The sequence below is a fragment of the Enterococcus sp. DJ147D b genome, assembly GCF_058216655.1.
Map to the genome: position 1 here is coordinate 1,002,455 of NZ_CM177104.1, position 24,861 is coordinate 1,027,315.

Sequence of the window (24,861 nt, forward strand, 5' to 3'; positions counted from 1 at the left end):
GTAAATAAATTATGTAAACTAAAAATCAAACAAACAGTGTGTTTCTTTTAAGCGATTGGTTATTTCAAAGGAAATAGGAGAAACAAACATTTGCTTTTTACTTTTAAAAAACAAAAATGATTATTTTACTATTAAAATAGCGCTTTAATTTACTTAGAATGATAAAATATAGATATCATATGTTGGAGGAAAGATATGCAAGGAAAATTTAGAGAGTCAAAGTTATTGTTTTGGACAGTCGAAATAGTGTTAACAATTATCGGTGTCTTTTTTATTCTACAGATGCCTCATGTATTTAAGCCAGTTTTAAACATGCTCTCGGCAATTTTATTACCCTTAATTGTCGCAGGTTTTTTTTATTATATGTTTAATCCTGTTGTCTTATTTTTAGAAAAACATCATGTATCTAGGGTTTACGGTTATTTACTTACATTGGTTTTTCTCATCATATTAGTCGTGCTAGCGATTATGAATGTCATCCCGCAACTAGTAGAACAAGCGATTCAATTAACGAAAAATCTTCCTTTATATGCGGAAGAAACCAGTCAATGGCTAAACGAGTTAAGTCAGCGAGAAGAGTTTAAAGGGATCAATCTCGAAGAACAGTTCGCTACTGCCAATCTATCTCTTAGTAATATCTTTAATCTTATTTTGGTTAGTTTAACAAGTAGTGTCTCAAAATTGATTTCCTTCATGATGCAATTTTTCATTCTGTTATTTACAGTACCATTCATCTTGCTGTTTATGTTTAAAGACGGTCATAAGTTTATTGATGCCTTATCTCATTTCTTTCCACAGAGTATTCGCGGAGAACTGAGACAAACAGTCAAAGAATTGAATGAAACTTTGTCAGCTTATATTAGTAGCACCATGCTTGATGCTGTCATTATTGGTGTGTTGAGTTTTATCGCAATGGTTTTGATCAATCAGCCATATGCTTTATTATTAGCTGTTATTTGCGGGATCACTAATATCATTCCATATGTTGGTCCATTTATTGGTGCGATTCCAGCAGTGCTTGTTGCATTGTTTGTTTCCCCATGGCAAGCATTATATGTAGCAATCGCAATCTTAATTATTCAGCAACTAGATGGCAATCTTATCAAACCATTATTATTTGGCAAAACGATGAATATTCATCCTTTAACGATTATTTTAGTTTTGATAGGTGCTGGAAGTGTTGCTGGTATCATGGGAATGTTGATTTGTATTCCTGTTTACGGAGTGATGAAAACATTGATCTTGAATATTAGAAAAATCTACCTGCTAAAAAAATTTGAATCGACATCCGATCAAATCATCGACGGGAATAAGTCTAAGAGATAAAAAATTAAACACGGTCAGACCATTGGATCATAAATTTTGTTGATTCGATGGTATTTTTTATCTTGAAATCCATTTGTCCGTGATCATTGCTGTTGTGTTTATTATTCTTAGATTTGTATCAAGTGCTGGATCAACAAATCAAATAATGCAAAAGAGCGAATAGTTAAACTATTACTCGGTCGTTTAAAAATAAAGATGAACTAACCAAATTGGTTCTTGATAGATTAGGCATTGCAGGAGCTCTATTAAATACTAGCTAGAATTTCTTCCAGCTAGTATTTAATCCTTGAATCTTCATTTTTTACATTTTTCTTCAGTTTGTTCATTAAGAAACTTGAATATTTAAAAATTTCTTAGCCAGATAAATGATTTGAACATGATTGAACGTGCAACCTTTTATGTCTTCTTGTCTACAATCAAGGGTATTAAATTCACAAGTTGAAAAATTTATTTTGTTTAAATTCGTCTGAAATAAGTTTGCTTGATTTAAACTGCAAGCAGTAAAAATAGTCTTACTCAATGAGCTTTCAACTATATCTGAGTCATCCATAATACAATTGTTGAAAACGATAGTTTTTAGTTTAGAATCGCTTAAATTTGCGTAGTTCATCAAACAATCTGTAAATGTAACATTTCCTAAATGACTTCCAATAAAATTTGTACCTATCATTTTACAATTATCAAATTTCACTCGATGAATCATAGATGCATTGAAATCACAATTTGAAAAATCACAGTCTACAAATATACAATCAGTTATTTCTAGTCTATTAAATGAATTTTCTTCAAATATAACTTTTTCAAAAAAACAATTTTCAATTACTGGATGCTCAATTTGTTGGTTTTCGATAATTTCTTTCGTAATAAATAATTTCTCCAATATAAAATCTTCATTTTCATAAATTTGAAAAAACGAACCTTGAGCGAAACTTGATCGATTAAGTTTTGGTTCAATCATGTGATGTCCTCCTAAATATAGTATGGGGTTAATAGTACAGGAACTATTGAATAATTCATTAATAAAAAATGAGAGGTTTTAAGTGAGTTATAGATAACGATAGCACTCTTAATAGACGAAAAGTGATTAGAATTCGCTTGTGCAACACAAACCGGAGCTAATTCACATGAAAATTTTAGAAATTAAAAAGAATAAAAGAAAACGATGTTCGAAAACCTTTAGCGATGGGGAGAATTGGAGAAACATATCAAGCATAAGTTTTATGCGTAATGTATTGAGAAAGAAAACAGATAAAAATCATAAAAAAAGAACAATAAGGTATTGTTCTTTAAAAAATGTGTCTGTAAAAACTTTAAAACAGTAATAAAGTGCGTAGCAGATATGGCAAATTAGCAAAGTATAAGTAGCAAAAATTGGTGGTATTGAATAATGAATAGGGAGATATAGTCCAACTATGTAAAAAAAACAAGCGGACCACTTTATAGCAAACAGCCTATAAAGTGGTCCGCTTGTTTAATTATTTGTGGTTTGCTATACCTTTTTATACCTAATAAAGAAGCTGGCTACCAGTTATATTAACAAAATAGATCCGCAAATCAAAACAATCGAGAAAAAATTTGATACGAAATTTGTGATAGGGTCGTTCTTTTTATTGAATCATTTCATATTGTTTGGTATTTGAAAATTTTCTTGTATGTTTTGCTAGGGGGAATCTATTCGTCGATCATTTTTCCATTTACGATGAAGATAATATTATTGTTAGGTACATAACCCTCATTAGAGAAGTATGTTTTAAAAAGGTCTATTTTGAAAAATAATCTCTACGTATCAAAATGATAGAAGAAATTACTGACAAAATCAAAGCAATAGCGGTGATAGTTTCCCAAGCAAACGATCTATTCTGTGTAAAAGGTAAAGGAACATTCATACCGTAAAAACTAAAGACGATTGTTGGAATTGTTAGAATAACAGAAACAATCGTTAAAATCTTCATAATACTATTTGTATCATTTGATATTAAGGAATAATAAGAATCCGTCATTTCATTGATGATTCGATTAGATATCTCCGCCATATCCATGCCTTGCTCAAGTTCAATGACCAAGTCATCTAATAAGTCATGATCTTCATCATAAAGTTTAAGGTATTTACCACTACGAATCTTGTTGATCACCATAAAATTGGATTTCAAAGACATGATGAAATAGATCAAGCTTCGTTCGATTTTCATCAAGAGTAAGAGTTCTTTATTTTTTGGTGTTGAACCTAAGGCTTGTTCGATCGAAGTTCGTTGACGGTTCAGTACACGTAGATAGTCCAGGAATCGCTTAGAAATCTGCAACATCCAATGTAGCACAAAAGCGGTTTTATACTTCGGATTCAACGTATTCGAAGCTAATAAAGGCGTCAACTCTTCACGCATTTTTTTGTTACTGAAATTAGTAATAATGACTCGTTTATTAATGATAAAAGTCATAGGACCAGAGGAATAGTCGGCAATATCTGATTCATCTTTATACGGTAGATCGTAGATAATTAACAAAGTGCCACTAGCATAATCTTTTTCGATCCGAGCACTTTCGTCTTTGTCTAAAGCATAGGAAAGAAAATCGTTAGGAATATCATACTGTTCTGTGAGGGTCTTTAATTGAAGATGATTGATATCGTTAAGATCTATCCAAGTGGTTGGTGTTGAGGTAGTTAGTAACTCCATTATTAAAACCTCCTAGTTCATATTATAGGAAATACAGCCACCTCTATTTTATTCTTTCATAAATAAAAGTCAAGTTCTAATTATTAGATAACTAATTGTTAGTTTTTTATGTTTTTTGTTTGACATTTCTTTTACGAGCGTGTATATTCTTTTTGAATAGTTAGATATCTAATTTTTTAGTAAAGGATGATTTTTTTTGGATAAAATGATTGTTTCGAATTTGATGCGTTCCATCATGAACAAATCTCGTGAATCAATGGAACAACGTACTAAAGACATGGATGTTAGTCCTCAACAAGGGCGGATGATCTCCTATATTGCACAAAATGAAGACAAGGGATTGATCCAAAAAGATTTAGCGGAAGTATTTCAACGTCGTGGTGCAAGCATCACTAGCATGCTTCAAGGCTTAGAGAAAAAAGGCTACATTGAACGGCGGATTCCCAAGGACAACGAGCGGCAAAAAAATATTTACGCACTACCTAAAGGTAAAGCTTTGGTTGATCAAACAAATGAAGCTTTTTATGCGGCAGAAAAAGAATTAGTACACGCATTGAGTGAAGAAGAAATTCAACAATTAACGAAGTTACTAAGAAAAATCGATCGTAGTCTTTAAACAGCAAGCAGAGAATAACTGCTTGTAACTAAATAGTTAGATAGCTAATATTTATAAACCTAACAAAAGAAGGAATGAATTGTCATGGAAGATTTTGAAATGAATGAATCAAATATTTACTACTTAAAAGAAAGTCCAATTCGAAAATCGATTGTTCATTTATCGATTCCGATGATGGTCGGTATCTCGGCGACCACAATCTATAATTTGATCAATGCTTATTTTATTGGATTAATCCATGACACAAATATGATGTCGGCGATTACTTTAGCGATGCCAATCACGCTCATATTAATGGCTGTTGGAAATATGTTCGGTGTGGGTGGTGGAACGTTCATTACTCGTTTATTAGGTAGCGGTGATACTAAAAAAGGTCGAAAAGTTGCTGGTTATTCTTTCTATGCAAGTATCATTTTGGGCATAATTATCGGGATCATTGCCATCATCTTTATGAAACCATTTGTTCATTTGCTCGGTGCAGATAGTCAAACTATACTTTATACAACACAGTATTCAACGATTCTATTTGCTGGTGGTGCAGCTTTTATCTTAAACTTTGCCTTGGAACAATTAGTTCGTTCAGAAGGCGCATCAAAAGAATCGATGTACGGTATGTTTATCAGTGTTGCTGTTAGTATTGTATTGGATGCGTTGTTGATTTTGGTGTTTAATCTGCACGTGATCGGTGCGGGGATTTCGATTGTGCTTGCGAATATTGCTTCAAGTACTTATTATGTCTGGTTTTTAGAAAATAAGAGTGATTCCTTGAAGGGATTTTTGAAACACTTCAAAATTTCAGTTAAGGATCAACTAGAAGTCTATAAAATCGGTGTATCAGAATTATTCAAATCAGCTTTTATGATTGTTACAACTTTATTATTGAATAATTTTTCTGCTGAATATGGTGACAATGTTGTTGCCAGTTTTGGTATTGCTGTTCGCATAACTCAATTGCCCGAATTTTTAACAATGGGGTTATTTTTAGGAGCAATGCCATTATTCGCTTACAGTTTCTCTGCACATAACACAAAACGTCTAAAAGAAGCATTGAAGGAAGTTTCTTTATGGATTGGAGGAATTTCAATTGTCTTTGCGCTTGTTGCCTACCTACTCCGTGTACCAGTTTTGAGCTTATTTACCAGTGATCCTCGTGTAATTCAAGTAGGTCTTACCATTTTAACCGCACAATTAATTTCTTCTGTCTTTAACGGTTTTTCTGGGTTATTCACGGGAATTTTTCAAGCATCTGGTTTAGGGGCTCAAACAGGTGTGATGTCAACGATCCAAGGAACATTCTTTATCCCTGTTGTTCTATTATTACATCATTTCTACGGTTTGAACGGTTTGATCTGGTCAATGACTATTACAGAGGGGATTGCCTTTGTCGCTGGTATTATTATGATAATTCCTTACTTGAATAAACTAAATAAAGATGAATTACCAGTAATGCAAAAGCAATAAGAAGTCCAAAATATATTTTTCATTAGAACTCAATCATCTATACCGGTGACTGGGTTCTTTTTAGTAGAAAGTAATAAATGTTGATAAATAAGCAATCATTTTATTTTATGGAAGTGAATGAAACAACTAATTCCGCAGAACGTAAAACTTCTGCGTATATCCATCTTCCATTTTGTGAGCATATCTGCTATTACTGTGACTTCATTAAAATGTCTGGTGTTTTTTTATAACATTTAAAACAAGTGGCAATTATGATTAAAACAGTACTTTTTATGATGTATCTAAACGATAACTGTGTTATTGATTTATAGTTTTATTGTCATATTAGACAAATATTAACTTTGGAGGATACATAATGAAAAAGAAATATCCAGGTTTGAAAGTGTGGGTTAGTGTAATAGCAGTAACTTTTGTTTTGTCCATTGTAGCAACAAGTGGCAGTATGATTGTATCAGCAAATGAGTTATTTCTAGATGAAACTCAGAATAGTGAAAGCTACTTTAATGATGAAGACTTGGCAATTTATTACTCGAAAGAAGAAAAAAATTCCGAACTAGCTCTTGAAAAAATCAAGGAAAAGTATGGAGACGTGCAACCTAAATTTAACGAAGATGGAGAAATATTATTAACGCCTGAAGATGAATTAAGAATGGAACAAGCAATCAGTCAGTATTTAGCAATGACTGGATTCAATCCAAGAATGCGAGGCGTAGGGAAAAACTGGTGGAATTCAACTGGTTTTGTTGCTGGTGTTATTGATGTAGGATTAATAGCAATTGGATTATGGACGGCTGCAAGCAATTTTGGAGCGGTAAGAACGTTATTAAGAAATAATCGCAAAAATATTACTAGAATGGTTGAAAAACAGATTCTTTCAAAAGTAGGAATTGGCGTAGGGGGATTCTTAAATAGTATGATTGACATAGCATTAGTTATTTCTGGTGCTTCGGTTGGGGGGATTTTAGCAGAAGGTTTGGATCGTGCTGATGGAAAGAACGACAATTATATTTTAGCATAATAGGAGCATACTTGGATGCGTAAAAAGACAAAAGAAAAAATCAATCGTTTGATTAATATAGGCATATTTTGCTCGATTATCATGGCTATTTTCTCAGTCATCTTACTTCTTCAAAAAAGATATTTTTGGGCATTTTTGAGTATGATTGGAATGATTGTCGGTATTGCTTCTTTTTGGAATTTAAAAAAAGAAATGAAGTTGATTAAAGAAGGTGATTCTTATGATAATAATTGAAGGCTACGTTAAGCAGAGACAGATAAAAACATCGGAGGAATTACATGACTGAGAAAGAACAAGTTCAAAAAATCGTAAAAAAATACAATAAGAGTATTGCTGATCTATCCGAAAATGCCACAGCGAAAGAATTTAAAACAGTGATGAACTATATAGCAGATGAGGCAAATCGTAAGCAGCGAAAATTAGTCGGATTGGATAAATAAAAAATCGATTGATATGTTCCTGATTTAAAAAAGCCCAACCCACTTTATAGAAAATAGTCTATAAAGTGGGTTGGGCTTTTTTAATTATTTATGTCCGCTGTAATGTTTTTCTAATGAATAAACGAGCAGACTGCCAACTAAAATATTAGCGAAATATACCAGTAAGGCAGAATTATCGAGAAAAAAATTTGATACTAAAAAAGTAGCGACAATTAGAAAAGTAAAAATGAGTATTTTTTTTTTAGCTAGACCACGTTTTATGCAAGTGTATAAAAACAAGCAGCTACCAATAAAAGTAAGTGTAATCCAGACAGATTTTGGAAGATCAGATAGGGTGACAAAACCTATATTAGAGCCGAGGATTAAGATAATACTTATGACCAACAAATTTCTATTCTTCAATAATATCCCTCAATCTATTTTAAAATGTACCGCTGACGATATTTGGAAAAATTCCGTTCATTTCGACTCCTAAATAGACACCCTGTCCATTCGAAGCTGCTTGGATAACTTGATAGGTAAACCCAGCTAAACTTGGGAAGCCTAAAACTCCTACAGCAGCTGCTATGGCAGTTCCAACTGGACCAAGAGAAATTGTTCCTAATCCAACTAATGCTGCATAGATAGCGGATGGACCGATAAGGGCTGCTGAGTAAAGTGCAGAAACTACATCAGCATGAGTGAAATATACTTTGCTCCCTTTAACATACATTCTGGATTGAATATTGGAAGTTTCGTTATCCCAAGAGATTGCTGGAGCTTTTAACATGGAATCAATTGTAACGATATCATCATCAGTAAAACCATATTCTGTTTTTAATGTATCATAATCAATTGATAAAGCAAGCTGATTATGATTGAAATAGAAGTATGGATATATATGAGTTAATTTGTTCATAAAAAGTTGTTGTTGTGAATTAAGATCTAAGGTAAAAGAATCCATGTTTGAAAGCTGAATACCATTAGAATCTACGACAGCTAAATCATCTGCATTTACAACTAGACTAGCACTACTTAGAAGTGAAAAACCTAACATTGATGTTGCGGCTAAACCAATAAATCCTTTTCTCATCATTTTATTTATCCTCTTTTCTTATGTAAATTTATTTAACTCCAGTTGTTTGCCAAGCGCCTTCGAGTAATAATTCAGGATATGTTTCCATAAAATAACCTCCTTCATATAATGGTTGTTTGCAAAGTAATTATATAAGTAAATTTCTCATCAGATTATTTTGCATAGTAATTCGTCAAAAAAGTATTTTTAAATAGAGTAAAATGATTTAAAATTTTACAAAAAGGGAGGGGTTTGTATGGAGCATAATGAACTATTGAAACTTTTACGAAAAGAAAGGAATTTTACCCAAGAAAAGCTGGCTGAAGGGATTTCACATAGAAATACATTGTCTTCTTTTGAAAATGGGGGAATTAAAATAAGTTTTACTATTTTATTGAAATATCTTAAAAGACTAAATATTAGCTTAGAAGAATATGAATTCATATTGAATGAAAAAGAATTAGAAGGTAAAAAGAAAGTATCTGTTGAATTATCGAAAAAGTACCTTAATCCTTTTGATATAAATTTTGCAAATGAAATTCTGGATATGTATATTGATACCAAAGATTTCTATTATTACAGTTTATATGCTCAATATTATTTAGTTAGAGAGTATAAAGGTGACGCACTAAATAAAAATGAACAACGCAAAATTGCAAAAAAAATCATTAACTATTTAGATAAGATACAAACATGGGGAAGATTCGAACTTGTTATATTTTCAAATTGTTTATTTTTATTTGAAGATAAGTACATAAGGTTTAATTTTGTCGAAAGCATACAGCACATGAAAATTTATTTAGATAGTTCAAATTACTCAAGAGATTTACAAAATTTCATTATAAATGGGTTATCTTTATCTTATACACGAAAAAATGAGGCAAATATCCAATTATTTTTAAGTGAACTCGATAAAATTATTTCTAATAGCGATGATATGCAAGCTAAAATGGTAAAAAACATTTTTAGTCTATTATTAAATCATGATCAGGGGATTGACAATGAAAATGAAAAAAGAAGAATAGTAAATACATTAGAATTGCTTGATGAAATGGAATGGATAGATTATATTGAAAAAGCATATACATAAACGCAGGTGGAAAATATATACGCCTCATAGATGACAAACTATTAAAGCACATACTTAGGATAATTGTGCATTATGTAAAACATTGTGTTACTTAGTGTTGGATAGTGATATAAATAAAAAAGCGCATTCATATGCTTATCACAAAATCTAGGTTACAAGGAAGTTCTGTAGTAATTACACTACCGTCTGATAATGGAAAAAAACTTCAGAGAATTAAGAATATGTTGTTGTTTATTCTGGAGAGGTAACTCCTGAAGGGAGAGAAATTTTATAAGGTTAGAAGAAAGAAACTATATTCCTAAAAAAGGGGATATCGTTTGGATGGATTTTGATCCTTCTATTGTCCAATTACTTCTATTTATAAAAAAATTATCTACTCGATATATTCTGCTTGAAGATTTGGATACCAACGGACAAGTAATTATTTTTCAACTGAGATCACTAGATTTTAAAGAAGGAAAACTAAAAAATTGAGAATTTATCTTTGAAAGATATGGACCAAATTGATCAAATCATGGAGTACATTTTTCGACCTGGTCGAGATAACCAAAAAGCAAAAGAAAGTCGATTTTATTTGTTATAGAATTGGCTTTCTTTTTTAGATTTCATAATGAATCTATTGTTATTCTAGGAGCGTCAACTTTATTAAAAATCAAGAAAACATGGTTTTGTAAACAATTATCGCATAATTTAAATACAGAGAAATCATTTTACTTTCAGTGGAAGTGTGAGGACAAAATTCATGAACCAATTAATACTTTGAGTAATTCTCTTCAATGGCTTTGGTAAATAGCTTTTCAACTCTTTTAATGTACAAATAACAGTTGCCAAAGATACCTGACAACTTTTTGGAATAAAAGATAACAACACTTTTTCAAAAGATAGAAAAAAGTTCCTTACAAAGGATTGGAATCAATGGTCTTTATAAGGAACTGAGTTATTTCAGCTACAAGTATTAATATTTTTTCAGTTCAGATTTGTCACGCAAATGAATATTTTGTTCGTTGTCTTCGATCATTTCAATAACCATTGGTTCATTTGAGCCATAAGCTTCAGCTAAAGCTGCATCCAATGCTTCTTTTGAATGAACCCGACTTGCTTTGATACCATAACTTTCAGCCATTTCTTTATAGCCAATGTAGTCGATATCGACACCTTTTTCTTGTCCTTCATAATCTAGTTCTTGTTGGAATTCAACCATGTTGTATTTCTTATCAACCCAGATTACTTGAACAATGTTTAGTTTGTAGTGGGCAACTGTCGCTAATTCTTGTGATGAGAACATAAAGCTTCCGTCACCGCCGGAAGACAAAATCTTTTCGTCTGGACGAAGGAAAGCAGCAGATATTGCCCATGGGAGACCGACACCTAGTGTCTGTTCACCATCAGACATTAAGAAATGTTTTGGTTGGTAAACATTTAGGTAAGAACCCATCCAAACTTCGTGACTACCACCATCCATAACAACGGTTGTATCAGGATGTTTGTCGATGACTTTTTGTAATGAATCGACAATTTCTAATGGGTGTAATGCATCACTAGAAGTTGTTTTTGGAATTTGTTTCTTTTCCAATAATTTTTCTTTCAATTTGCGAATTACAGCTTTCCATTCATCTGTAATGTTTTGTTCAAAAATTATTTTGGTAATGTTTTTCAAATTCTTGGCAATATTACCAAGAACTAGTATATCAGGGATATAAGTTTCATCTAAATGATCCACTGTAGTATCAATGTCAATCACGGTTTTCTTGTCAGCATTCCATACAGAAGCCCAATATTCAACTAAGTTCAAACCTAAAGTAATCACTAAGTCACTATTGTAAACTAGTTCATCACCGGGTAAATTGTTAAACAAACCAACACGACCAACATAGTTTTCGTTGAATTCGCGAGTCAATAAACCAGTTGCTTCAAAAGTTTCAACCACTGGGATACCGGTTTTTCTTACGAAGGATTGGATTGCTTCAGCAGCCAATTCATCCATCGCTCGAGCACCAATAATAATTACAGGACGTTTTGCTTGTTTTATTTTATTTACCGCAGCGGAAATGGTTTCTTCATCACTAATCGTGTTGGTCAATTGTTCTGCGATCGTCGTAAATTCGAGCCCTTCTTTTTCAGTTTCAGCAAGTAATACATTACCAGGTACGTCCATAAATACTGCACCGGGATTACCGTTGATACTTGCGATGTAGGCATTAGCTATTTCATCAGCAAGAGCATTTGTATCTTCAATTTCTTTTGCATATTTTGTTACAGTTGAATCATTCATTATACCAGCAATGTTAGGGTTTTGAGGATAAGGTGTTAACAATTTTGCTTGTGGCACTTGTCCAGAAATTGCTAAAACAGGATCGCCGTCAGAAGTTGCTGTGGCTAATGAAGTTACAAGATTCAAAGCCCCAGGACCAGAAGTTGTCATTACAACACCGTGTTTACCAGTGATTCGACCAATTCCTTGTGCCATAAAGCCTGCGTTTTGTTTGTGTCTGACAGTCACGACTTCAATTTCTTTTTCACGTTTTTTTTAAGCCATCAACAGAGGACCAAGTTTACCACCAGGTAATTGGAAAACATATTTGACACCGTTCTTTATCAATGTGTCTACAATTAAATCTGCACCATTCATACTCATAATGAATATCTCCTAAAATTTTTTAGCAAGCTTTATTTATTGAAATCACAGATGTGCAAAAGAAATAAATTTGACTTACGTGAAGGAATATAATCTCAATTCGTAATTTTGTAAAATATTAACTCTCGTAATATTTCGCTTGTGATTTTCAGCAAAGGAAACTTAAGCCTTTCACAGTGTGAAAGGCGGTTAAAGTAAACGCGTCAATTCGAAGTCTCCTAACAAGCCTTGCTACTATTTTCACTTTTGGATGAAATCATTTGTAAAACAAGAGGAAACTTTATCCAAAATATATTCGCAAAGTATCACAAAAAAGAGTTTGAACATTTTTTGATTAGAAAGTAAATGGTTTACTTTTTGTAAGTAAAAAGCTAAGATGTCTCCATACCTATCGGGGAGGCGAAATTATTTGGTAAGAAAAATATATAACTGTAAGGAAGGCTGTTCGGTGGAATCCACCTTGCAAATCATCTCAGGTCGCTGGAAAAGTGTCCTATTGTACCATTTAATTTTTGATGGTGAGTTGCGCTACAGTGAATTGCAACGGATGATTCCAGGAATTACCCGCCGAATGCTTTCCCTTCAATTAAAAGCTTTAGAAGCGGATGAATTGATTGAACGGGAAGTTGTTCAGGAAAAAAACTTAATGGTGGTTTATCGGGTGACTGAATATGGCTACTCTTTGAGACCAGTCATTGAAATGTTGAACAATTGGGGCGAAGGCTATAATCAACGCTATGAAGGACAGTTAGAAGAGGAATGTTTAACCTGTCATTAAGATTTTTTCAGTGAGCGTTCAATTTCGTCGGATCAATTTTTGAGTTTTTCTTTTTTGAGGAGTGGAAAGTGATGATTGTTAATATCGATAAATTATATGACCAGTTAGCCCAGAATATGGACAATCGTATTTGGTGGGACACGGAGAGCCCGTGGGAAATTGTCGTAGGGGCGATCTTAGTTCAAAATACCAACTGGAAAAATGTCGATTATTCTTTAGATAATATAAGAGAAGCTATTGGATTTAATCCAGAGAAGCTTGCAGCTATCGACCTTTTGAAACTGCAGGAACTGATTTACCCAAGTGGTTTTTACAAAAATAAATCAGGTACATTAAAGGAAATATTTACTTGGTTTGAAAATTACGATTTTGATATTGCCGCCATACAACAAAAGGATTTCCATTCTCTTCGGGATGAACTATTAAGTATTCGTGGGATTGGTCAAGAAACAGCAGATGTGCTGCTAGTATTTGTCTTTAATAAAGTAACTTTTATCGCTGACCGCTATGCACAACGAATTTTTAATCAGTTAGGTTTAGAGGAAAGGCTCAATTATTCAAAGTTGCAGTCCTTAATTAAGATACCAACTGATTTTACTAATCAACAAGCTCAAAATTTACATGGTTGGCTAGTTGATTACGGTCAGATGTACTTGAAATCAGAGGAAACGTGGGAAGATGGTTTTTTAAGTGATTTTAAATTAGAGCTGGTGTAGAAAAGGAAGTATAAATAATTTCCCTAATTTACTTTTTTGCTAGGAAGGGTTAGTCTGTTGTCGTTGACAAAACATAACGTTGTTTTTTATAGGAGGGCGTACAATGAATAACCCATTTTTAGGTTTACAAGATGTACCATTTTTTAATGTTACTAGTAAAGATATTGTTGATGGAGGACTTTCCGATGTAAAATTTATGTCCGGTGATTTCGGAATCGAAGGTGGGAAAGATATTTCACCAGAAATAAGCTGGTCAGGCGCACCAAGTGATACAAAGAGTTTCGTTGTTACTTTATATGATCCAGATGCCCCAACTGGTTCAGGTTTCTGGCATTGGGCTGTTTCTAACATCCCAGCTTCAGTAAATGAATTACCACAAGATGCTGGTAACAAAGATAATTCAAAATTACCTTTAGGTGCGATTCAATTACCAAATGATGCCCGTGTGAAAAAATATATCGGGGCTGCTCCTCCTAAAGGACATGGTGTTCACCACTACTTCTTGACTGTTTGGGCATTAGATGTAGAAATAGTTGATATTCCAGAAGATTCTACTCCGGCTTTTTTAGGCTTTAACATGTTTGGTCATGTATTGGCTCGTGGGGTATTGAACTTCGAAGTAGAAGTAAAATAAGCTTTATCTTAATCAGAAAGGAAGATGTGTGATGAATTATCCTACAGAAAAATTTTTCGGTGAATTAGAACAAGTACATGCTTTTTACGGTGAAATGCCAACAGGCGTCAGCGTGACAGAAACAGGACGTACCTTCATCAACTTCCCTGAATGGGGCGACAATGTAAAAGCAACCGTTGTTGAAATCGTGAATGGCGAACTAGTGGCTTACCCAAGCCAAGATATTAACATTTTTGATCCCGAAAATCCTGAACAAGGATTTTTAAGTGTTCAAAGTATCGTTGCTGACGGCGAAGGTACTCTATGGGTACTAGATACTGCTGCGCCAAACTTTGATGTTCCTGTTGAACGTGGCGCAAAATTAGTTGCAGTTGATTTGGAAAGCAACGCTATCCGTAAAGTCTATACATTTTCTAATGATGTTGTTCTAGATTCTACTTATTTAAATGATGTACGGATTGACTTGCGTCGTGGTTCTGAAGGAGTTGCTTATATCACTGACTCTTCCATTACTGGACCAGGTGCGTTGATCGTTGTTGATCTTGGAACTGGTGATGCTTTTCGTATCTTAGATGGTACACATTCTACTGCTGTTGATCCTGACTTCGTCCCTAAAGTAGAAGGTGAAATCTTAATGAACCGCAAAGCAGATGGTTCAGCTTCTCCATGGCAAGTAGCTGCTGATGGAATTGCTCTGTCACCAGACGGAAAAACATTGTACTTCAGCCCATTATCAAGCCGTCATCTTTATTCTATCGATACCGATTTGATTTTCGATAAAGACGTGGAAGATGAAGAACTTGAAAAACATGTCATAGACAGAGGAGAAAAAGGTGCTTCAGATGGTATGATTACAGCAGAAGACGGTACAATCTATGCTGGTGACTACGAAAATAATAGTATTCGTGTTATTAATACGGATGGTTCAATGGAAACATTGACTCACGATCCTCGTATTTTATGGCCTGACACTTTGTCAATTGGTCCAGATAAATACTTATACTTCAATGCTAACCAATTGCAACGCCAAGCTGGTTTTCACAAAGGTGAAGACTTAAGGGAAAAACCTTACAGCTTATTCCGTATCTTTATAGGAAAAGGTCCTGCTAAAGTAAAATAATATTATTAAGATGCAATGGTATTCGGATTCTCAAATAAACTCTGTCGGCATTAAGTGAAATGTTGAAGTAACTTGGGAAATAGTTTGTCCGACCGTTTAGATCTTAATGTTTCAGAGCTTAGTGAACTTGCGAAACTTTTATTTAGATATCTGATATAAGCAAATTAACTAATGAAATGTCCAATCTATAAGATATTTTTCCTACACTTTGAAGGTCCGTGTCGCAAAGTTTCGATACTTGAGTACTTTCATCATGCGTAGTTCGGATATTGTTATCTAGTTTTTACACTTGCCACTAATTATTTACGGAGGAAAAAAATGACTGATCAAGCAGAATTACGCAACAAAATATTATGCGTTCACAAACGTCGTTTTGCGACAAAATCTTTTGATCCAACTAAAAAAATTGCTGAGGAAGACTGGCTGGCGATTATTGAAGCAGCTCGTTTGTCACCAAGTTCTTTTGGTTATGAACCTTGGAAATTTCTATTAATAGAAAATCAACAAGTCAAAAATGAGTTGCAAGATGTTGCTTGGGGCGCTAGGAATAGTTTGAATGGAGCTAGTCATTTTTTAATCGTACTAGCGAGAAAGAACTTAACTGGTAATAATCCTCATATTAAACATATGGTGGAAGATGTATTCGGTGTTCCATACTCTGAAACATCACCTCAAACACTTTTTTTCAATAATTTCCAAATGGATGACTTCGGTTTAACGGATGAACGTTCATTGTTTGACTGGGCATCAAAACAAACCTACATTCCTTTAGCAAACATGATGACAACTGCGGCTTACTTGGGAATTGATAGTGTGCCAATTGAAGGCTTTAATAAAGTAGCAGTTGAAAATTATTTAGCAGAGAAAAAAATCCTTGATTTGGATGAATTTGGTGTTTCTTATATGGTTGGCTTCGGCTATAGGGCCCAAGAAATTCCTGAAAAGAAACGTCAAAACTTATCTGACATTTACGATGTGATTAAATAAAAAGAGAAAACTAATTTTGCTTCATAATTAGAATAAAGCTAAGGAGGAGTTCACATGTCAGAAAAGAAGCTCATGCATGTAGTTGGATTTTTTGAAGGGCTACCAATTGATGAAAAGCAAAGTTTTATTGATGAAAAAGAAATGATACCGAATCCTGGATCTAGAGATGTTTTAGTAAAGGTAAAGGCAGTGTCTGTGAATCCGGTCGATACTAAATTGCGTCAAAGTACCTACAAAAGAAATGCGTTGCGAATTTTAGGTTTTGATGCAGTTGGTGAAGTGGTCAGTCTCGGAAATGAGGTTGAAAAGTTTAACGTTGGCGATCGTGTCTTTTACGCGGGGACAACTACTCGTTCTGGTAGCAACCAAGAATATCAAGCTGTCGATGAACGTATTGTAGCTTTGGCGCCCAGAAACTTGTCGGATGAAGAGGCTGCAGCTTTGCCACTAACTTCTTTGACAGCTTATGAATTGCTTTTTGACAAATTCGGTTTAATTCCTGAAGAAGGTGCTAATAAGGGTAAAAAAATTCTAGTCATTAACGGAGCTGGTGGTGTTGGTTCTATCTTAAATCAATTAGCACACTGGGCTGGACTAGAAATTTATGCAACCGCAAGTCCTAAAAACTTTGAATGGCTAGAAAAATTGGGCGTTGATCATCCGATTGATTATCATGATGACTTAAAGGCCAAGATGCGTGAATTAGGTGTCCAAGAAGTGGAGTATATTGCCGTGTTGTTCAATATTACTCATTACTTGGACCAGATTAAACATATGATTAAACCATTTGGTCATGTTGGGACTATCGTGGGAATTCATGAACCAGTTGATATCAGCAACTGGAAAAATTTATCGGTCAGCTTTGATTGGGAGTACATGTTTGCGAAAACCAATTACGATTATCAAATTGAAACCCAAGGTCAAGCTTTAGAAGTAATTGCTAATTTGGCGGATAAAGGTAAGTTAGTAACAACATTAAGCAAAGTTTATTCAGATGGCATCAATGCTACTAATTTAAAGCAAGCAACAAAAGATGTTGAAACAGGACACATGCTAGGTAAAGTAGTTATTAGTGGACCTTTTAACGGTGGTGATTAAACTATCTTTTTTAGGAAAATAGTTCAAGTACCGACAGAAACATATTTAGATTATAGACTTGTGAATATACTTCCATTTCTAACATCACTAAACGAAAATCAGTTGCTATACAAATCGAAGAGCGTGATTCTGAAGACTACTACCCCAAAGAGATCGTTGGTATTATTCAGGTTATGATGAGCTAGGAATATATGTAGATTTTAGCAAAGTGAATTATGATGAAATTAGACACGTTGAATTTTATCATTCCGCTAGGTGGAGTTCAGTATAAAAGTAAGAGTAATATATTATGTTACTATTTATATTACTTATTTAAGAATAAAAAATAGTCCTTTAAGGACTATTTTTTTTGATATATTATTAAAGTTAAATAGAAAACAAACAACAAGCACTGCGTTATCTAAAAGAACAAGTGGAAAAAGAGTTCCAAACATATCCAGCAGTTGCTGAACCAAATCCTTTCTTATGGTTACCGACACGACTTTGTTTTGTTTGATTTGAATAAGGTTGTGTTGAAAATTCCCAATGATCGAAAAATATTAGCGATTCAACGCAGAAAAAAGAAGTTTCTAGAAAAAGAGGAAATTCGTACACTTTTACAGGCAATCGATGAGAAATATGAAAGGAATCATGAAATCAATAAGATGGGGAAACTTTACTTGGATATGGCAGAATTTCTGATTCGAAATGGGTTGAGAATTGGTGAGTTAAGTGCGTTGACGGTTGAGAAAGTGGATTTTCATGCAAAGAAGTTAGTGATTGATGAAGCAGTGGTGGCTGCTGGGAGAACCATTGAACAGTACATACGAAATCCACCAAAGACGATTTCCTCCATTCGGGCATTCGGGAAATCGATCTGGATGATCGTTCGCTTGCGATTATTCGAAATCGAATTCAAATAAATGAAGCGAGGCAAAAAGAAATGAGGCAACGAGAAACAGGGAGTTTTATAAAAACATATCAAAGAAAGAACCAGACTGTCTATCACAAAAAGGTGAAGGCTTCCGAACATTTTCTTTTTTCGACTACGATTTTTCAGACGCAAAATGGTACACCAGTCGTTTATCATTCGTTTAATGAGTTTATGAATGGTCGTGGTAACAATAAAAAGCCAGTGAAATGTGTGAAAGATATCTTAAGAGAAAAATACCCTGAGTTTAATAAACATGTGACTACGCATACTTTTCGCTATACACATATTTCTCTCTTAGCTGAAGCGAATGTTCCTATCAAAGCTATCATGGATCGAGTGGGTCATTCCAATATGAAAACAACGCTAGAAATTTACAATCAGGTGTCTAGTACAACGAAAGAAAAAGTGATCCAAGAAGTCGATTCTTGGATTTTTTAGTGGATTTGTTCATGAAATACAGTTAGTATGCTTTTATATGAGTGATCGAAAAGAAGGTCGAAAAATGGTACGACTTTTCGATGTAAGGAGAATTTAATTCAATGAATGAAACAACTAATTCCGCAGAACGTAAAACTTCTGCGTATATCCATATTCCATTTTGTGAGCATATCTGCTATTACTGTGACTTCAGCCATGATTGGTGAACTTGTGATAATTAACTGCACATTTTGCTTTTTTAGATAATTTACTGAAGCAATGATTTCGTCATAATTTCGTTCGAGTCGATTGATGGCTTCTACAATAAAAATATCTTGTTCACGGACAAAATTTAAAGCTTCTTGTAAACTAGATTTTTCAACGTTCCGCTAGTGTATATTTAGGGTGCACTTAAAATGAACAAAAATAATAGTTATTATTTGTAATCAAGAAAAGAAATCTTGTCTTCAATTAGTATTTAAATTATTTTGGTTAGAAAATGCAGAACGAAAGCAGGGAACAGAAAAAGGAGCTTTACTGCATACCAAAACACCTCAAATTAAATAATTGATTAGATTTTTTTATGAGTTCAGGATAGTTAAAAATGAAAAAAAGCCAATTCTATAACAACTAGAATTGGCTTTTTTTCATATTATTTATTTCAAATACATAATTAGTTAACTATAGAAAAGTTACATAAACAATGGATGAGTTGTTTAGAAATATTGTTTGATGTGTCCGAATTCAGGAACGACAAATCTGAAATTAGTTCAGATAAACTAACTTTTGAAGCAAGTACTAGATAAATTTAGTTTACAAGGTAGTTTAACTAATCTCAATTAAAATGGAAAAAGTTGAGCCATTGATTATAGATCTGTAGTTAATATTAGAATAAGAATTACATATTCTATGAAAAGAATACAAACCAATCCCACTATGTGTTTTTTTATCAGAATATTTTCTTGTAAACATTTTTTTGATATCTACATGACGAGCATCATATAGCGGATTTTCAACATTTATCGTTATCAGGTTGTTTATATCACTAGAAATATTACAAGTAACTTGTCTTAGACCTATAGTTTCAATTTTTGAAACTTCTTCTATAGAATTAGTTATTAATATATTTAGTAATCTTGTCAAATCTATGTTGTTAATTTTTATATTGGTGATAGGATCGTATACATTTAATATTAGTTTAACTTTCATGTCTTTAGCATAACTATTTAAGCTGATTAGTCCACCTCGTACAATACTACTATCAATTAGTTCTAAGTTTTTGTAAAAATCTTCCTCGTAAAATATGTGATTTGAATATGAATTAATTTTATTCAATATGTCCATAGCCAACTGATAATCTTGGCTTTCTAAACTATCATATAAGGAGAATAATATACCTTTGTAATCATGCCGGAATTCTTCTAGTGATTGATAATACTCATTTTTTTTATTAGCAAGTTCTGAATAGTATTCTATTTTATGCTCATTGTATTCATTACTAATAGATAGCCAAAAAAAAGAGATTATTAGACCTAGATATACACAAAGAAGTCCAGTAATTAAAATAGTGATCAGCTTATTTTCATAATGTCCTAGTGCGTACGAATGATAGTATAAAAAGAATATCCAAATATTCACGAATATACTAGGCACAAGAAACTTACGCCTAGTATATTTTAGTACATAGTTAAAAATCGAAATCGTTTTATCAATTTTTAATAGTAGATGTACACCTAGGGATAGAAAGATGAATTCTAATAAAATAGAAAAAAAGAAAGGGACACTAAAAAAATAATTAACTACATCAAATGAAATACTATAACTAATTCCAACAATAAGAAGAAAAATGGAAATTAAAAAGAGCGTAATAAAATAATTTTTTGTAACAACTAATAATATGAAAAAAAATGAAATAGTTATTAAAACAGTGTATGGCAAGTATTCAGATAGATAGAATAATAGTGGGGTAATTAGTATAAGAATAAATGTTAACTGAAAAAAATAGTAAGAAGATTTATTCATTTTTTTTAAAAAAAAGTACATCACTCCAATGATATTAACTAAAAAAGAGACATTAAACAGCGTAGATTCCATAGTGCACTCCTCAAGTTATAGTCCAAAACAAGTTATATCTAATCGTTTTTTTCTATATATTTTTGTATTTTTTTGAAACTTTTTTTTCCAAGATATAGTAAGTCTAAATTAGTAAATAATATTGAATTCTCCTGTTTATTGATCATTTCAATATTATTCGTGTTGATGATAAATGATTTTAAATCTTTAAAAAAAGAGTCAGTAGTAATTTCATTTTTAAAATATCCTAGTTTAGTATTAACAGTCAGCTCTCGGTCTTTTAAAATGATTCTACAAAAATTTCTATGTCCTTTTTCTGTCTCAATGTAATTGATCTCAGATAAGTACACATAGTTAATATGTTTTCCAGAAGAAATAGATAATTTTATTTTTTTTTGCATAATATTGTTATCTTTTTTTTTGAGTGAAATTAGTAAGTCATTCAAGTACTCTTTAAGGGTGTTATCAAAAATTTTTTCTTTACTTATATAGCCACTAGGGCTAATTCCTAAATTTATTGTTTCTGTTGCCTTAGTAACATCAGAAGTAATAAATAAAATATCGCATTCAAAATTGATATTTCTAATCAATTGTGCAAAATCAATTCCTGAATAAAATAATTTTAAGTCAATATCTACTATAAAAATGTCACTATCACTGATTTCAAGATAGTTTAAATCTTTATAGAATTTATTTAATCTTGTTGGATCAGGCAAAACAAATTCATACCCCTCTAATACTCTACTATCTCTTATTTGTTTATAAATATAGCCCTGGTGAGTAAAGTCGTCATCTATAATGTAAATCTTCAATCTACTGCATTCCCTTCATCTTGTAATAATGCAAATATGATTATATGTATTATACGTGAATAATCAAACAAAATCGCGCGAAAGGTATTTTTTTATGCTCAAAAGGAAAAATAAGCTTTTGGTTTTTAATAAAACCAATAATAAATATTTCTAAATTTGTTCAATAACTATTTAATTGGAATAAAAAGCCTCTTTTTATGTCCAAAGGGGATAAGAATTGCGAGTACAATTTTTATAATGCTAGTAGCACTAGTAAGTTTAGAGGAAAGAAGGATAGAAATTTGAAAAAAAGCTAGTGTAATTTTAAGAGTAGGAATGGAAAAAATGAAAAAGTATAATTCACCAAAAAGAAAAAGAAATGTAATCAAAAATTTAGTCACTGCAGGAGTCGTTTCTCTATCATTGGGAGGACAGTTAATTGGGTTGCCAGGTGTAGCATTTGATACTAACGTTTACGCAGCAGAAACTAGTAAAGTGCAGACTAGTTCAAAAGATCTTGGTTTTGACGTACTTTCTCAAAGTCATGAGTTCTATCAATTGGCTCAAGCTTTAAATTCTCCCAATCTGACTGGTAATGCTCTCATTACATCGTCAGGTAGTGAAAATTCCTTAAGTTCAACTCTAACTTATGAAGTTAGTGCTCCAGGAAAAATGATGGATGGAGAAGAAGCAGTATACCTTGGTGACGATCTTGTATACAACTTAGACTTTGCAGATTATGCATTAAAAGAAATGGTTAATCACAATTTACTCACGTTTTCTTCCTCGGATGAAAGTGTGAGTATCGGTAAAAACAATGTTAGAAGCATAGATATTTCACATGAAACCACAGATCCGGATAAGTTTACACGTGAGAATGTTATAACTTTTAGAGTAACGGCAACTATTAACGCTCCGATTTCTTTTGATGCATCAACTACGTATATTCCTAATATAACTGCAAATGCTAGATTTGTAGCCAAAGATACAGTTCCTTTTGTGTCTAGAGCAGATGCATCAACAAAAATTGTAAATACTCAGCCATTGCTGAAAGTGAACACAAAAATCTTATATGCTAAGGTTGGACAAGTATTTGAACCAGATAAAATGATTGATGCTACTAGTGGTGACGCCAAACTTACTATTAAAAATTATAATTCTAGTGAGGAGCTTTTAAATGTAAACCCTAATCAGCTAGGTCTAGATCTTAGTACTGTCAATACATCTGTACCTGGAGATTATGATCTAGGCTATGCTGGTTTTCTGGATAACCAGCTCTTAGCAGGAAAGATAACTGTCAGAGTATTGGCAGACGCATCTATTCAATTGACACCTGATGAGTATATAGAAGGGCACGACACGCTTACTGGTACGGCTTCAAAAATTCTGGAAACAGTTAAGTTAGAACATAATGGAACTGAGATCAGCACAGCAAAATTAACTTCAGCAAGTACTGATGTGAATAATGTAGCTTTTAGTGGGCTAACTGGCATCTCTGTAGGTGATCAGTTACAAATGGTAGGTTACGATCACTTAGGTAATGAATTATCTAGACAAGACGTTACAATTAAAGGTGTGCAAAATCAGATGGATATTAGCCCATATGCCTGGGGAGATACTAAATTATCAGGTACAGCAGGTATAGACATTTTAAATACAAAATTATTTGTTAATGGTGTAGAAATCACAGAATTAGGAACTCAGCCTGTAGCTTCAGATAGAACTTTTTCATTTACAGGTGTAGAGAAATATGCTAGTGAAGGTGATAAGATTGAAGTAGCTGGTTATGGTTCAAATGGAGAGTTAAATAGAGTAGAAGTAACCCCTGAAAAAAATAGAGCAAGTATTCTTCCAGATGATTTCCATGAAGGTGATACTCAATTGACAGGAACTTATGGATCTAATGTAAAAAAAGTTAGACTATACGTAAATGATCATATTAAAGCTGAAGCTACTTTAAAGGATAGTCAATTTAAGTTTGAAAATACTGAAAGTATTAAAAAAGATGATAAAGTTCAAGCAGTAGGATATGACGAAAATGGAACAGAAATTTCACGAGTTGATATTTCCATCCTTGATGCTCAAGCAGAAAAAGACTACAGTCTAACTGCAGATGATTACACATTAGGTAATTACTACTTGACAGGAACACGAGGAAAAGATGTTTCGGCAGTCCGTTTGTTAGTAAATGATAAAGTAGTAAAACAAGCAGAACTAAAAGAAGATGGTACCTATAAATTCTCAGGCATCAAAACGTTAATCAACGAAGGCGATAAAGTCCAAGTAATCGCAGTAGATGACAAGTATAAAACAGAAAATACAGTAGACGTCAAAGTAAATCAGGATGAAGTAGAAAAAGACTACAGTCTAACTGCAGATGACTACACATTAGGTAATTACTACTTGACAGGAACACAAGGAAAAGATGTTTCGGCAGTCCGCTTGTTAGTAAATGATAAAGTAGTAAAACAAGCAGAACTAAAAGAAGATGGTACCTATAAATTCTCAGGCATCAAAGCGTTAATCAGCAAAGGCGATAAAGTCCAAGTAATCGCAGTGGACGACAAGTATAAAACAGAAAATACAATAGACATTACTATTGGACAAAGTTCTTTTTTAAGTAACATTTTTTAATAATAATTAAGTAAAATATATATTTTTTTATAAACTACTGTGTGGGAAACAGAATAACTTATTGTTAGATTGTTTGGGGAAACAGTTTACAAAAAATCCATAAAGCAAGACTTTCCGAAAAAAAGCTCTAGAAATGACACTCAAAAGTCATTTCTGGAGCTTTTTTGAATTGATAAACGGCTAAATTCATGTACAAATGACAATTTGTTGTAGAAATAGTTTGTAGATGATACATTTTTTTGATTAACAAATATCGCTTCTTTTATACCTATATTTGTAATTTAACTATTTATTTTTGAGTGGCAAACTTGAGCAACAAGTGATGCGATTTGCATGAAAGGGTTAGATAGTTGCTTTAAAGTGAAAAAAATGTAGCGAAAATGTTTTA

At 32.8% G+C, this 24,861-nt stretch carries 19 protein-coding genes and 5 pseudogenes; 17 read left to right on the forward strand and 7 right to left on the reverse strand.

Annotation, left to right across the window (positions count from 1 at the left end; translation table 11 throughout):
• Positions 1-195: 195 nt before the first annotated feature.
• Positions 196-1,326: an AI-2E family transporter gene (locus tag AC4BD1_RS04855; protein ID WP_490485894.1), complete on the forward strand. Its 1,131-nt coding sequence runs from the start codon at positions 196-198 to the stop codon at positions 1,324-1,326.
• A 325-nt stretch (positions 1,327-1,651) separates the two neighbouring features.
• Here AC4BD1_RS04855 and AC4BD1_RS04860 read toward each other — a convergent pair whose 3' ends face one another.
• Both AC4BD1_RS04860 and AC4BD1_RS04865 read right to left on the reverse strand, forming a co-directional pair.
• Positions 1,652-2,284: a pentapeptide repeat-containing protein gene (locus AC4BD1_RS04860; protein ID WP_490467152.1), complete on the reverse strand. Its 633-nt coding sequence runs from the start codon at positions 2,282-2,284 to the stop codon at positions 1,652-1,654.
• 802 nt (positions 2,285-3,086) lie between these two features.
• Complete coding sequence (locus AC4BD1_RS04865) at positions 3,087-3,998, reverse strand: magnesium transporter CorA family protein (protein WP_490467153.1); 912 nt, start codon at positions 3,996-3,998, stop codon at positions 3,087-3,089.
• 196 nt (positions 3,999-4,194) lie between these two features.
• On the opposite strand from AC4BD1_RS04865, the gene AC4BD1_RS04870 reads away from it, so the two are divergent.
• From AC4BD1_RS04870 to AC4BD1_RS04890, 5 genes are all read left to right on the forward strand, one after another.
• The gene (locus AC4BD1_RS04870; RefSeq protein WP_490485895.1) at positions 4,195-4,614 is read left to right on the forward strand and encodes a MarR family winged helix-turn-helix transcriptional regulator; all 420 of its coding nucleotides are present in this window, start codon (positions 4,195-4,197) and stop codon (positions 4,612-4,614) included.
• Between the two features lie 84 nt (positions 4,615-4,698).
• Positions 4,699-6,075, forward strand: coding sequence for an MATE family efflux transporter (locus AC4BD1_RS04875; protein ID WP_490467155.1), 1,377 nt, complete (start codon positions 4,699-4,701; stop codon positions 6,073-6,075).
• Between the two features lie 355 nt (positions 6,076-6,430).
• Positions 6,431-7,093 carry a hypothetical protein gene (locus AC4BD1_RS04880; RefSeq protein WP_490485896.1) on the forward strand — a complete coding sequence of 221 codons (663 nt, stop codon included), beginning with the start codon at positions 6,431-6,433 and terminating at the stop codon, positions 7,091-7,093.
• 15 nt (positions 7,094-7,108) lie between these two features.
• On the forward strand, positions 7,109-7,327 hold the full coding sequence (locus tag AC4BD1_RS04885; protein WP_067484249.1) for a hypothetical protein: 219 nt from the start codon (positions 7,109-7,111) through the stop codon (positions 7,325-7,327).
• Between the two features lie 44 nt (positions 7,328-7,371).
• Positions 7,372-7,533: a hypothetical protein gene (locus AC4BD1_RS04890; protein WP_206909877.1), complete on the forward strand. Its 162-nt coding sequence runs from the start codon at positions 7,372-7,374 to the stop codon at positions 7,531-7,533.
• 421 nt (positions 7,534-7,954) lie between these two features.
• Here AC4BD1_RS04890 and AC4BD1_RS04895 read toward each other — a convergent pair whose 3' ends face one another.
• A complete protein-coding gene (locus AC4BD1_RS04895) occupies positions 7,955-8,608 on the reverse strand; it encodes a hypothetical protein (protein ID WP_206909880.1) in 654 nt (217 codons plus the stop codon).
• Between the two features lie 235 nt (positions 8,609-8,843).
• Here AC4BD1_RS04895 and AC4BD1_RS04900 point away from each other — a divergent pair, with 235 nt between their 5' ends.
• From AC4BD1_RS04900 to AC4BD1_RS04910, 3 genes and pseudogenes are all read left to right on the forward strand, one after another.
• Entirely contained in the window at positions 8,844-9,677 is an 834-nt protein-coding gene (locus tag AC4BD1_RS04900; protein ID WP_490467157.1) for a helix-turn-helix domain-containing protein, read from the forward strand.
• A gap of 131 nt (positions 9,678-9,808) precedes the next feature.
• A pseudogene (locus tag AC4BD1_RS04905) lies at positions 9,809-9,927 on the forward strand (type II toxin-antitoxin system PemI/MazE family antitoxin); the annotation flags it as partial.
• A 71-nt stretch (positions 9,928-9,998) separates the two neighbouring features.
• Positions 9,999-10,260 (forward strand): annotated as a pseudogene (locus tag AC4BD1_RS04910) (hypothetical protein).
• A gap of 372 nt (positions 10,261-10,632) precedes the next feature.
• Here AC4BD1_RS04910 and alsS read toward each other — a convergent pair.
• A pseudogene (gene alsS / locus AC4BD1_RS04915) lies at positions 10,633-12,312 on the reverse strand (acetolactate synthase AlsS).
• A 409-nt stretch (positions 12,313-12,721) separates the two neighbouring features.
• Between alsS and AC4BD1_RS04920 the strand changes: the two are divergent.
• From AC4BD1_RS04920 to AC4BD1_RS04950, 7 genes and pseudogenes are all read left to right on the forward strand, one after another.
• Positions 12,722-13,090, forward strand: coding sequence for a winged helix-turn-helix transcriptional regulator (locus AC4BD1_RS04920; protein ID WP_490467158.1), 369 nt, complete (start codon positions 12,722-12,724; stop codon positions 13,088-13,090).
• 71 nt (positions 13,091-13,161) lie between these two features.
• Positions 13,162-13,806, forward strand: a complete 645-nt coding sequence (locus AC4BD1_RS04925) for an endonuclease III domain-containing protein (protein ID WP_490467159.1) — start codon at positions 13,162-13,164, stop codon at positions 13,804-13,806.
• A gap of 103 nt (positions 13,807-13,909) precedes the next feature.
• Complete coding sequence (locus AC4BD1_RS04930) at positions 13,910-14,440, forward strand: YbhB/YbcL family Raf kinase inhibitor-like protein (protein ID WP_490467160.1); 531 nt, start codon at positions 13,910-13,912, stop codon at positions 14,438-14,440.
• A gap of 31 nt (positions 14,441-14,471) precedes the next feature.
• Complete coding sequence (locus tag AC4BD1_RS04935; protein ID WP_490467161.1) at positions 14,472-15,560, forward strand: L-dopachrome tautomerase-related protein; 1,089 nt, start codon at positions 14,472-14,474, stop codon at positions 15,558-15,560.
• A 318-nt stretch (positions 15,561-15,878) separates the two neighbouring features.
• Entirely contained in the window at positions 15,879-16,547 is a 669-nt protein-coding gene (locus AC4BD1_RS04940; protein ID WP_490467162.1) for an NAD(P)H-dependent oxidoreductase, read from the forward strand.
• A gap of 54 nt (positions 16,548-16,601) precedes the next feature.
• On the forward strand, positions 16,602-17,645 hold the full coding sequence (locus tag AC4BD1_RS04945; protein ID WP_490467163.1) for a zinc-binding alcohol dehydrogenase family protein: 1,044 nt from the start codon (positions 16,602-16,604) through the stop codon (positions 17,643-17,645).
• A 434-nt stretch (positions 17,646-18,079) separates the two neighbouring features.
• Positions 18,080-18,996: pseudogene (locus AC4BD1_RS04950) on the forward strand (site-specific integrase); the annotation flags it as partial.
• 188 nt (positions 18,997-19,184) lie between these two features.
• Here the strand turns inward: AC4BD1_RS04950 and AC4BD1_RS04955 are convergent.
• The 3 genes and pseudogenes from AC4BD1_RS04955 to AC4BD1_RS04965 form a co-directional block, all read right to left on the reverse strand.
• Positions 19,185-19,343: pseudogene (locus tag AC4BD1_RS04955) on the reverse strand (recombinase family protein); the annotation flags it as partial.
• A gap of 457 nt (positions 19,344-19,800) precedes the next feature.
• Entirely contained in the window at positions 19,801-21,069 is a 1,269-nt protein-coding gene (locus tag AC4BD1_RS04960) for a GHKL domain-containing protein (RefSeq protein ID WP_490485897.1), read from the reverse strand.
• Between the two features lie 38 nt (positions 21,070-21,107).
• Positions 21,108-21,860 carry a LytR/AlgR family response regulator transcription factor gene (locus AC4BD1_RS04965; RefSeq protein WP_490485898.1) on the reverse strand — a complete coding sequence of 251 codons (753 nt, stop codon included), beginning with the start codon at positions 21,858-21,860 and terminating at the stop codon, positions 21,108-21,110.
• A gap of 315 nt (positions 21,861-22,175) precedes the next feature.
• Between AC4BD1_RS04965 and AC4BD1_RS04970 the strand changes: the two genes are divergently transcribed.
• On the forward strand, positions 22,176-24,473 hold the full coding sequence (locus AC4BD1_RS04970) for an immunoglobulin-like domain-containing protein (RefSeq protein ID WP_490485899.1): 2,298 nt from the start codon (positions 22,176-22,178) through the stop codon (positions 24,471-24,473).
• The last annotated feature ends 388 nt before the right edge of the window (positions 24,474-24,861 follow it).